Annotated in this window: 14 protein-coding genes and 1 pseudogene; 6 read left to right on the forward strand and 9 right to left on the reverse strand. The window is 69.3% G+C overall.

Features of this window, described 5'->3' with window-relative positions; all coding sequences use genetic code 11:
- The first annotated feature begins 120 nt into the window (after positions 1-120).
- Together ACFVGY_RS37160 and ACFVGY_RS37165 are read left to right on the forward strand one after the other, a co-directional pair.
- The gene (locus ACFVGY_RS37160; protein WP_385686819.1) at positions 121-1,188 is read left to right on the forward strand and encodes a hypothetical protein; all 1,068 of its coding nucleotides are present in this window, start codon (positions 121-123) and stop codon (positions 1,186-1,188) included.
- Positions 1,185-1,667 carry a hypothetical protein gene (locus ACFVGY_RS37165; protein ID WP_385686822.1) on the forward strand — a complete coding sequence of 161 codons (483 nt, stop codon included), beginning with the start codon at positions 1,185-1,187 and terminating at the stop codon, positions 1,665-1,667. The genes ACFVGY_RS37160 and ACFVGY_RS37165 overlap by 4 nt, the downstream gene beginning before the upstream one ends.
- 266 nt (positions 1,668-1,933) lie before the next feature.
- Here ACFVGY_RS37165 and ACFVGY_RS37170 read toward each other — a convergent pair whose 3' ends face one another.
- Positions 1,934-2,281, reverse strand: coding sequence for a hypothetical protein (locus tag ACFVGY_RS37170; protein ID WP_385686825.1), 348 nt, complete (start codon positions 2,279-2,281; stop codon positions 1,934-1,936).
- Between the two features lie 255 nt (positions 2,282-2,536).
- Between ACFVGY_RS37170 and ACFVGY_RS37175 the strand changes: the two genes are divergently transcribed.
- Positions 2,537-4,000, forward strand: coding sequence for an NF041680 family putative transposase (locus tag ACFVGY_RS37175; RefSeq protein WP_385686827.1), 1,464 nt, complete (start codon positions 2,537-2,539; stop codon positions 3,998-4,000).
- Between the two features lie 46 nt (positions 4,001-4,046).
- Entirely contained in the window at positions 4,047-4,547 is a 501-nt protein-coding gene (locus tag ACFVGY_RS37180; protein ID WP_385686830.1) for a YfbM family protein, read from the forward strand.
- A gap of 159 nt (positions 4,548-4,706) precedes the next feature.
- On the opposite strand, the gene ACFVGY_RS37185 is transcribed toward ACFVGY_RS37180, so the two are convergent.
- The 7 genes and pseudogenes from ACFVGY_RS37185 to ACFVGY_RS37215 form a co-directional block, all read right to left on the reverse strand.
- Positions 4,707-5,105, reverse strand: a complete 399-nt coding sequence (locus ACFVGY_RS37185; RefSeq protein ID WP_385686833.1) for a hypothetical protein — start codon at positions 5,103-5,105, stop codon at positions 4,707-4,709.
- Positions 5,105-5,371: a hypothetical protein gene (locus ACFVGY_RS37190; protein ID WP_030965736.1), complete on the reverse strand. Its 267-nt coding sequence runs from the start codon at positions 5,369-5,371 to the stop codon at positions 5,105-5,107. The genes ACFVGY_RS37185 and ACFVGY_RS37190 overlap by 1 nt, the downstream gene beginning before the upstream one ends.
- 277 nt (positions 5,372-5,648) lie before the next feature.
- Positions 5,649-5,987, reverse strand: coding sequence for a helix-turn-helix domain-containing protein (locus ACFVGY_RS37195; protein ID WP_385686837.1), 339 nt, complete (start codon positions 5,985-5,987; stop codon positions 5,649-5,651).
- Positions 5,988-6,024: 37 nt separating this feature from the next.
- Positions 6,025-6,156 (reverse strand): annotated as a pseudogene (locus tag ACFVGY_RS37200) (helix-turn-helix domain-containing protein); the annotation flags it as partial.
- Between the two features lie 98 nt (positions 6,157-6,254).
- A complete protein-coding gene (locus ACFVGY_RS37205; protein ID WP_385686840.1) occupies positions 6,255-7,136 on the reverse strand; it encodes a Ku protein in 882 nt (293 codons plus the stop codon).
- Positions 7,137-7,139: 3 nt separating this feature from the next.
- On the reverse strand, positions 7,140-7,349 hold the full coding sequence (locus ACFVGY_RS37210) for a hypothetical protein (protein WP_385686843.1): 210 nt from the start codon (positions 7,347-7,349) through the stop codon (positions 7,140-7,142).
- A 133-nt stretch (positions 7,350-7,482) separates the two neighbouring features.
- On the reverse strand, positions 7,483-7,836 hold the full coding sequence (locus ACFVGY_RS37215; RefSeq protein ID WP_385686846.1) for a hypothetical protein: 354 nt from the start codon (positions 7,834-7,836) through the stop codon (positions 7,483-7,485).
- Between the two features lie 241 nt (positions 7,837-8,077).
- Here ACFVGY_RS37215 and ACFVGY_RS37220 point away from each other — a divergent pair, with 241 nt between their 5' ends.
- Both ACFVGY_RS37220 and ACFVGY_RS37225 read left to right on the forward strand, forming a co-directional pair.
- Entirely contained in the window at positions 8,078-8,587 is a 510-nt protein-coding gene (locus ACFVGY_RS37220) for a TetR/AcrR family transcriptional regulator (RefSeq protein ID WP_385686849.1), read from the forward strand.
- Positions 8,588-8,589: 2 nt separating this feature from the next.
- Entirely contained in the window at positions 8,590-8,943 is a 354-nt protein-coding gene (locus ACFVGY_RS37225) for a hypothetical protein (RefSeq protein ID WP_385686852.1), read from the forward strand.
- 280 nt (positions 8,944-9,223) lie between these two features.
- On the opposite strand, the gene ACFVGY_RS37230 is transcribed toward ACFVGY_RS37225, so the two are convergent.
- On the reverse strand, positions 9,224-9,442 hold a 219-nt coding region (locus ACFVGY_RS37230), incomplete at its 5' end, for a phospholipase D-like domain-containing protein (protein WP_385686855.1).

Consider the following 9,442-nt stretch of genomic DNA (forward strand, 5'->3'; position numbering starts at 1 on the left):
TCTCCCCGACCCACTCCCCTTGAACCACGAAAACGAGTCTGGCCCCGCCGCTGACACGGCGGGGCCAGAACCCAACATTTTCATCAATCTTCTAGCCCTCATCGGCGCCGACATCCGGCCGTGATCACCGCCCGCTCACACGGCCTGCCCCTCCACCTCGACCTTGCCGTCTCCCGCTTCCTGAGGATCCGCCGCACCGGCCGCACCCCCACCTCGGCCGACTTCGACTGCACCTTCCCCGCGCTCGTGGCCCGCATCCTGTCCGACCTCACCCCTGAAGAACGCCATCTGCTGCGCAGCGTCGCCCTGCTGGATGCCTTCGACCTCGACCTGGCAACCCGCACCGCCGGCCTCGCCCAGCAGGCACCGGCCCGCCGCCTGGTCGACCGGCCCCTGGTCAACGAGAACCCGTACGCCCTGTGGCCCTACCACCTGCACCGCGCGATCCGCAGCGCCGTCCGCGACGACGACCACAGCGACGACCGCTGGACCCCGGCCGACTGGAACCAGGCCGCCACCCGTGCCCTGGCCGCGCTCGGCGACCAGTGGACCCACGCCACCGCGCTCGGACCCAGCCGCATGCTCCTGGTCGCCTGCCTGCGCCAGGGCCTGCGCCTGGCCCGGGAACACCGCCTGAGCGACCTGGGCTGGCTCACCGCCGCGGCCCACGCCTACACCGACGACTCCGTGTGGGAACCCCTCTCCCTCCCCACCGACACCAGCACCGACCCGGCGCCGGACACCCCCGCCGACGCCCTGGCCGAGCTCCTCACCGCGATCGCCCGCCGCCAGCACGAACACCGCCAGCGCACCGCCGACCGGCTCACCGCCGTCCTCGACAGCGGACTGCTACCCGCCGAGCTCGCCGAGATGGGCTGTACTACCGGGCCAAGGCGTACAAGGACCTCAGCCAGAACCAGGCCGCCCGCGCAGGCATGCAGCAGGTTGTCGACTCGGGCGGCCGGTACGCTCCCCGGGCCCGCCGGGGCCTTGCCAACCTCGCCCGCCTCGCCGGCGACTTCCCCACCGCCCTGGCCGCCGTCCCCACCCTGGGCTGGAAAGGCCGCCACCGCCGCGTCCTCGGCGACATCCGCTGGTCCCAGGGAGAGACCAGCCAGGCCGTCGCAGCCTTCGAAGCCGGCCGCGCCGAAGCCGAACAGCACGGCGCCGCCGGCGAACGCGCCATGATGCAGGTCCGCCTCGCCCTGGCCGTCTCCTTCGCCGACCCCGCCCGGGCCGACGACGAACTCGCCCTCGCCCACCAGCTCCTCGACGGCCTCGACCAGCGCTCCAACACCCTCCTCGCGAACACCGTGGCCCTGATCAAGGACGCAGGGCAGCACGCCGTTCCCGACTGCGCCCGGAGCCTGCACGGCGACATCGAGGCCGCCGGACTCCCCTTCCTCCACCGGTTTGTGGAACTCGCCACCGCCTTCCACCACGCCGTCCGCAGTGAGCATCAGGACCTGGCCGCCACCATCGGCCGCCTGCGCGAACTCACGGTCAGCGGCGACTTCGCGTACTTCGTCGACGTCGCCCACTTCATGGCCGGCCTGCCCCTGCCGGCCCCCTCAGCCATCCGCTGGACCGAGAACGAAGAACACGTCCGCTCCGCATGGCGCCGCCTGGTCCACGCCCGGCAGGAACACCTGTTCACCGAAGGCTGACCACCCCGCAAGCACGACGGTCCCGGGCCCAGATCCCCGTCCGGGACCGTCGCGTGGCCCGCCAGAGCCAGGGCCCGGCAAAGTGCCTGTCTCTGAACCCCAGAGCAGCAGGTCGACGAACCATTGCCCGGAATGCGGAGTTTGCGGAAGCGTTCGCCGAACGGTCACGGTGACCGTTCCGGCGAACGGAACTGCTGGGGTGTGTGGGACGCGCGGGGCGGTCTTCGGGGGAGACCTTTAGAGTCCGAGGGCGCAGAAACAGGCGCTCAGCAGTACGTCCGGGCCTCCTTGACTGCGGGTTCGGCCTGCTTGGGGTCGGAAGTCACGTTGAGCAGCTCGTGCGCCTTGTCCAGGGCGTCGGCGAGCGGCTGGTACTTGGCATCCGCCAGGGCAGCCGCCCTGGCCAGATGTCCGGCGCCGACGAGGCGCGACACCAAGATGTCGAAGGCCTTCACGCTGTCGGTGCCCGGCAGCGGTTCCGGCAGTCGCCTCACGGCCGCGCAGGCCAACTCGGCGTCGGTGCCCTGGACCTTGCCGGACGCCGCCCCCGACTCGCAGGCCGTCAGGGCCAGCAACAGACCGACTACGGCCGCAGCAGTTGTAGGACGCCTCATCAGTTCCCCCCGCTCGAAGACTTCCGGCCATCCTCGGGGGCTTCGTCGAGGGGGGCACAGTCCAATCCCGGCCAGCTTGCACGGCTACCGGCCCCGCAGAGTCCGAGGGTTCAGAAACAGGCACAAAGCTTGACGTTTATCGTCAGGCGTCGAACGAGGCTCGAACTTGTTCGGTGTTTTCGCAGTTCAGCGGACGTGCCAGGAGCCGGGGCGTGATCCTGTGGGCAGGGTCGCTGCGGCACGGAGGCCGGGATCGTGGGACTGGTCGAGCACGGGGTTCAACGAGACGCGTTCACGACGGTGACGGAGTTCCGGTCGGAGCTGTACGCGTGCCTGATATCGCGGGCGGACGCCTTGTTCGAGCTGTGCGACGCGCTGTTGTGTACTGACGGACCGGTCCGGACCCTGGTGGATCTGGCGCTTGCGCCGGAACACCGGCGCGGGCACGGCGCCTTGTACTCCGGGGTGAACAGAGGCCGGATCGATGTAGCCCGCCTTCGTCGTGCGCTGGCGGGTGTGCCGTTGCCCCGGGCGAACGACGGTCGCCTGGTGCTGGCCGTGGACGTCTCGCCGTGGCTGCGACCAGATGCCGACACCTGCTCGGACCGCTCGTTCTGTCATACCTTCGGCCGAGGCCTGGGCAAGCACCAGATGGTGCCCGGCTGGCCGTACTCGATCGTCGCTGCGCTGGAAACGGGCCGGACCTCGTGGACCGCGCTGCTGGACGCGATCCGGCTGGAGCCCGGCGCGGACCTGGCCGCTGTCACGGCCGGGCAAGTCCGCGAGGTCGTCGAGCGCCTCGTCGCGGCCGGCCAGTGGCGGCCTGACGACTCGGACGTCCTGGTCGTGCTGGACGCCGGCTACGACGCACCTCGCATCGCCCACCTTCTGGCTGACCTGCCTGTGGAAGTACTGGGTCGGCTCCGCTCGGACCGGGTGATGCGCAAGCCGGTCCCGGTGCCGTGGATCTGTCCGCCGCAGGGCGGACGCCCGCCCAAGCACGGTGGTGAGTTCGTCTTCGGCCGTCCCGAGACCTGGGGCGAGGCAGACGTCGTGACCGTGACGGACACCGAACGGTATGGGACCGCGACCGCGCAGGCATGGGACCGGCTGCACCCCCGGCTGACCCGCCGTGCGGCTTGGGATGATCACGAGGGGCCCTTGCCGGTCATCGAGGGCACCGTGATTCGGTTGACGGTCGCGAAGCTGCCGAGCGGCGGGGTGAACAAGCCCGTCTGGCTGTGGTGGTCGGGCACCGGTGCGGGCCCGGAGGATGTGGACCGCTGCTGGCGGGCGTTCCTGCGAAGGTTCGACGTGGAGCACACGTTCCGCCTGCTCAAGCAGACGCTCGGCTGGACCCGTCCGAAGCTCCGGGACTCCGCCGCTGCCGACCGGTGGACCTGGCTCGTCCTGGCCGCACACGCCCAACTTCGTCTCGCCCGCCCGCTCGCTCGGGATCTCCGCCGGCCGTGGGAACGACCGGCGGAACCGAACAGGCTCACCCCCGCCCGAGTCCGCCGGGGGTTTAGAAACCTACGCGCGAAGACCGGCACGCCAGCCCGTGCACCGAAACCCAGCCGGCCCGGCCCGGGCCGCCCGCCCGGCTCGAAGAATCGGCGGACCGCCACCCGCTACGACGTCGGACGGGTCCTCGCCACCGGCGAGTCCTATACCAGACCCGCTCACCATAAGGTCGGCACCAAACCGCGACGCACCTGATGACCAGCCGGACCTGCTGTCGGAGCCTCTCCGTAAGCTGCCGCCCATGAGCATGAACGGCGAGTACCTGCGTGTCACACCCGAAGAACTGACCCGGGCCCTGAAGGATCCCGAGTGGGCTCTGGACCTCGCCGAGGAGATCCAGGACGCTCAGGAAGACCACGAGACGGCACCGGCCGAAGCTCGTCACTTCACCACGCACCAGACCTGGAACCTGCTGGATTTCCTACTGAAGCGTTCGGCGTTCCCGGTAGACATCGTGCATGGCGAGGAACCCTTCGCCGAGGCCGATGACTGGGGCTACGGGCCGCCGCGATACGTGACTGCCGACCGTGTACGGCTGGCCGCCGACACACTGGAACAGATGACCTATGACCTGCTGATCCAAGGTGTCGATCACTCCGAACTCGTCGCAGCCGAGATCTACCCACAGATCTGGGACTCGCCGACGTCGCTGGACTGGGCCCGAGACCTGTTCACCCCTCTGACGGAGTTCTTCCAAGCCGCAGCCTCTGATGGCCACGCCATGGTGATTTGGCTCGACTGAGGGCCCGTCCCGACGTTAAACGGCAAGCAAAGCAAATGGTCCGCACACCGAACGGCGTGCGGACCAAAGAAAGAGGGGCAGTGGCCAGCGATGGCGAGTGCCCCTTCAAGAGGTCGACCCAAGCAGGGCGTCTCCGGACCCCGCCGGGACTGTCCTGGGTCAGTGATCAGGATGGACGGCCTGGACGCCGGTGCCTTCGTACAGCGCGGGTTCCAGGGTGAGCAGGTAGCGGCCGGCGGGGAAGTCTGCCGAGGGGCGGGCCGCGTGGATGGCGTGGACGACCGCCCAAGGGTGCCCGGCGTGCAGGAACTCGGTGGCGGACAGGGCGGCAGCCGTGTCGAAGGGCTCGATCTGGATGAACCGCAGCCCGTTGATGTAGGCGAGCAGGTCGGGTCTTCCGGTGTCACCGGCGGTCAGGGAGAGCACGGGCGCATAGAGCGTGCCCAGACCGCCGGAGGCTTGCACGTAGAAGGCGGCGACGGCCTCGTTGTACGGGTCCTTCGGGTCATGGAGGGCGGTAGCGGTCGTGTGGTCCAGGACGACGGCGATCGGCCCCACTACGCGGCCGCCGAGTCCTGCCGGGCGCCCAGGCGCTCCAGGAGGCCGCGGGCCTTGGCCTCGGCCTCCTCGCTCGGCACGGTGCCCAGCACCGAGGCGAGCTCGGCGCGGGCCTGCTCGGCCCGCTCAGCGTACTCGGCCTGAGTCGGCCGGCCCTCGGCGAGCTCCTCGACCAGCTGCCGGATCGTCGTGCCCTGCTCGATCGCCAGCGCGGCCAGCCGGTCGCGGGTCGCCGCGCTCACCTTGATGCTCGTCTCGTCTGCCATACCTCGACTCTACTGCCAGTAGAGGACTGGCGTGGAGGGTCTGGCCTCGGCCCTGATGGACGCTGTTGACCAGGCCGCCGTTGCTTCTGCTGGTATGGGTCGGGTCAGTCACGCTGAGCAACGCAGGGCCCGACCGGATCCACCGCCGGGTCGCTCGCCAGAGGCAGGCGGCAAACCGGATGGGGCCATGTCCACAAGGGAGGGGACACGCGCCGGCTGCCGAGGGCCTGCCGGGGCGGTCAGCTGCCGGTTCCGTCAGGCCCAGGTGCGCCGCGGATCAGGTTTGCTTCCTGGCTGACTGACTGCGCTTCCTTCGGCTCGCCCTCTGGGGCTGTCGGGGGAGCGTCGGCAGATGGTGCATCTCGAAGATGCGCTCAACGTCCTCGCAGGTGAACAGGAGGCGGCTGAGGCGGGCGTGGGGAAAGCCCGAGTGGTTCACCCCGTCTCGAAGCCACTTAGTGCTGCAGCGAAGAATGAGCGCGGCTTCATCGACGGTGAGATACGGTCCGGGCTGCGAGTTGGGCTGGCTCGCTGGGCTGTGGGGGCTCCGCTTCGCCGCTAGCCGTAGGTGTGGGCTCGCGTAATGGCGCCACGGCCGACATGGCACACATGGCACGGATGTCCTCCGTGCTGAATGAGGGGTTACCTCCCAGCTTGTGATGCGGAACCTTCCGGGCGTAGATCCACTTTCGAAGTGTCGCGGCGGATACGGGCAGGAACTCGGCCGCCTCCTCAGGCGTGTAGTGCCGCAAGCTGTCCATACTTGCTGCCGCGAACGCCTCCATCAGTACTCCCTCAGGGGTGCGAACCTGGATCGTCAGCGTCGGTCCATGTTCTATTTTAGAGGTCGGTGGCGCGCTGAGTCCCCGGCTGGACCGCGTGATCAAGCGCGGCGGCGCGGCGTGCGGCCCTCGGCCGCTCCGGTGGTCTTCTTGGCAGCCTTCCTCGCGGTCTTCTTCTTGGCAGGGAGCTCGTGGACGGTGGCCTCGGTCTCACCGCGGGCTTCCCGCGCCTTCTGCACGGATGCCTCCAGGGCGGCCATGAGGTCGATCACCGGGGCGGGGGCCTCGGGTGGCTGCGTGCGCTCCCCGCGGGCCTTGGCCGCGAGAAGTTCCTCCACGGCGTCGCGGTAGTTGTCGCGGATGCCCTCGAGGGTGTCGGTGGTCATCGCGTCGGCGAGGACAACGGCGGCCTGGACCTCGTCCTCGGTGACCTCCACCGTGGAAGCCGGGACGTCGGCCTCGCGGATCTCGTCCGGCCAGCGGAGGCCATGGAGGACCAGGACGTCGCCGACGACCCGGAGCAGGCCGAGGCGTTCGCGCTGGTGGAAGGCGAATTTGGCGACCGCGACGCGGCTGGTGCGGGTGAGGGCCTCGCGCAGGAGGACGTAGGGCCGTGCCGCGATGGGGTCTGGGGCTGCCAGATAGTAGGCGCCGGCCCCGAAGGCGGCGGGGTTGATGGAGGCTGTGGGGACGAAGCTGACGATCTCGATCGCCTTGGCGGTGGGCAGGGGTAGGGCGTCGAGTTCGGCGTCGCTGACGGGGATCGTGCCGGTGGAGGTCTCGTAGCCGCGGCCAATCTCGTCAAGTTCGACGGGCTCGCCGTCGAGCTCGCAGACCTTGAGGTTGCGGACGCGGCCGATGAGTCCGCCTTCGTGCTGGTGGATCTGCCGGAAGTGCACGGCGTGGCGCTCGGTCGCCGGCACGACGGCCACCGGGACGCTGACCAGCCCGAACGAGATCGCGCCGTTCCACAGGGCCTTCACGGCTCAGGCCCAGGACTCGGGTCCGGTGCCCTGCCAGTCGAAGAGGGCCTCGTCGGTCAGATCGACGTCCTCGGCGTCTGCCATGCCTGCCCGGTAGAGGAACTCCCGGACGTCCCGCTCGTTGGTCGCGCGGCCGAGTTCCTCGCGCCGGTAGGTCACCAGGCGCCGGCCCCGCTCGTCGGGAATGTGGATGGTCACTTTGGACTCGGCCATGGCTCCAGACTCGCGGGCGACGCTCGGGGCCGCACTTAGGCCGTGTCCGGTCGGGTCCATCTGCTCGATCGGGGTCGGCGCGTCGTCTGGTACGTCATCTCTGCCCAGCGTGCGTTGGGAAGGAGTAGCGGCGCTACGCCGCCTCTGCTCCCGCGTCGTCTGATGGGGCGGCGTGCCTCTTCAGCTGCATGCGGGCGGCCACTACTTCCTCACGGGGAACGGTCGCCCAGTGCGAGTGGTCCACAACGGCGATCGACAGCTCCAGGATCTCCGCCCGTATCTCGTCGACCCTCTGCTTCTGCTCGTTGCTCCAGCCAGGGCTATCGGGTACGTCACCGCGATGGGAGTAGCGCTCGCCCCGCGTCCAGCCGGCCATGGGCTCCACGCTCCAGGGCAGCCCTGCCAGGTAGGCGCGGTGCTCGGCGTGGGCGCGGTGGAGGCGTTCCTGAAGCTGGAGGAGGTCCTCGGGGAATACGGTCGTGGTCACGCCGCGATCGTAAACCTGTTCGATTTCGGGAGGGAAGTCGACACTCGGGGCTGTCAGCTTTTTGTGACTGCGCACTTCAGGTGGCGGCTGAGCGCTCGAGTTGGCAGGTTGAGTACGGGGGGCAGTTTCGCTGGGCCCGCCATTGCGGGCTGCGGCTCGTGAGCTGCGTGGGCCATTCTGCGCGCCGAGTTTAAGAACGGTCGTTCTTGACTGGTCATTCTCAAACTCGTAGGGTCGAGGCATGGGAAGACCACGCGCCTTCGACGAAGGACACGTCATTCGGGCTGCCGCCGAGCTGTTCGCGGCCCACGGTTACGAGGGCACGTCGATCGACGATCTGGTCAATGGCCTCGGCGTGCACCGGGGCAGCCTCTACAAGGTGTTCGGGAGCAAGCGCGGCCTCTACGTCTCTGCTCTGCGCACCCACGTGGAGGAGCAGGTCCGCCCGCTCACGGCCGCCCTCGCCGCGAGCGGCGACCTCGCCCAGGCCCTGGCATCAGCGGCGGCCTCGTACGACAGCGGCCCGGCTGCCGGCCTGCTCCTGCTGGCCGCAGTCGAACGGGCCCCGCACGACCCCGAGATCGCGGAACTGGTCGCCGAAGCCTTCCAAGCCCTGGATCAAGCCCTGGCCGACTTCGCCCCGCCCGAACTGGCCCCCGCACTCACCGCGACCGTCCTGGGCGCGCGCATCCGCAACCAGCCCGGGCCCGTGATCAACCTCGCCCGGCACATCCGACCGACAGGAGACTGAGCATGGCCCGCATCACCGTTGAGAACACCGCCCTCATCGTCGCAGTCGAGGGCCTGGACAAGCTGTGGGCGCTGAAAAGCCGCCTGGAGATCCCCCTGGCGAATGTGCGCGGCGCGACCCACGACCCGGGCATCATCCGCGACCGCAAGGGTCTACGCGCCCCGGGCACCCATCTCCCCGGAGTCATCACCGCAGGCACCTGGCACCACGAGGGCGAGCGCATCTTCTGGGACGTACGAAACCCCGAAAAGGCGATCGTCATCGAGCTGGCGGACGAGCGATACACCCGGCTGATAGTGGAAGTGGACAACCCGCGAGCAGTGGTCACCCTGATCGAACAGGCAACCACGCGGTAGACGCCTCTGGGTGGCTTCTGAGCGCTGCAGTTGGCGAGAGCCGCCAACTGCAGCGCTCAGTCACACTTTTCAGGCTCCGGCTTGCAGGCTTCGGCGGGGCTGGCGACATCAAGGGCACAATCGGCACCGCGGTGTGGCTGAGCCGCTAGAGGGGATGGCTCGTTTTGCGCCGCCGAGGACCGCAGGCGAGGCGCGTGCCGGCGGCAGACCGGCGGGAGCCCGGGCTCGGGCAGGGCGGTCCGTCCGCCCTGCCCGGCGTCGTGCGGTGAGGGCGGTTGTTCTATTCTTCGCCGTCGGGGTTCGGGGTGGGCGCTGCGCCCGGCCCGGGCTCCACCTGGGGGCATTCGTTGTGGAGGTACTCGAACCGCTTCTGGTACGCCGCGGTCACCGGGTGGTTTCGCAGTGCAAGAATGGCCTCGTCGTTCTGCCGCAGCCCTCGGTACGTGAGGTTCTGGCTTCCCACGTACAGGGTGGTCTGGGCTCCCTGACGCACGATGAA

The organism is Streptomyces sp. NPDC127106 (assembly GCF_042677605.1).
In the GTDB taxonomy this organism is placed as follows: domain Bacteria; phylum Actinomycetota; class Actinomycetes; order Streptomycetales; family Streptomycetaceae; genus Streptomyces.

Bases quoted from the DNA above. Each gene is read 5' to 3' on its own strand.
- ACFVGY_RS37225 (WP_385686852.1), top strand. From the start codon at position 8,590: ATGGCCCGCATCACCGTTGAGAACACCGCCCTCATCGTCGCAGTCGAG.
- ACFVGY_RS37220 (WP_385686849.1), top strand. From the start codon at position 8,078: ATGGGAAGACCACGCGCCTTCGACGAAGGACACGTCATTCGGGCTGCC.
- ACFVGY_RS37210 (WP_385686843.1), bottom strand. From the start codon at position 7,349: ATGGCCGAGTCCAAAGTGACCATCCACATTCCCGACGAGCGGGGCCGG.
- ACFVGY_RS37190 (WP_030965736.1), bottom strand. From the start codon at position 5,371: ATGGCAGACGAGACGAGCATCAAGGTGAGCGCGGCGACCCGCGACCGG.
- ACFVGY_RS37180 (WP_385686830.1), top strand. From the start codon at position 4,047: ATGAGCATGAACGGCGAGTACCTGCGTGTCACACCCGAAGAACTGACC.
- ACFVGY_RS37170 (WP_385686825.1), bottom strand. From the start codon at position 2,281: ATGAGGCGTCCTACAACTGCTGCGGCCGTAGTCGGTCTGTTGCTGGCC.
- ACFVGY_RS37165 (WP_385686822.1), top strand. From the start codon at position 1,185: ATGATGCAGGTCCGCCTCGCCCTGGCCGTCTCCTTCGCCGACCCCGCC.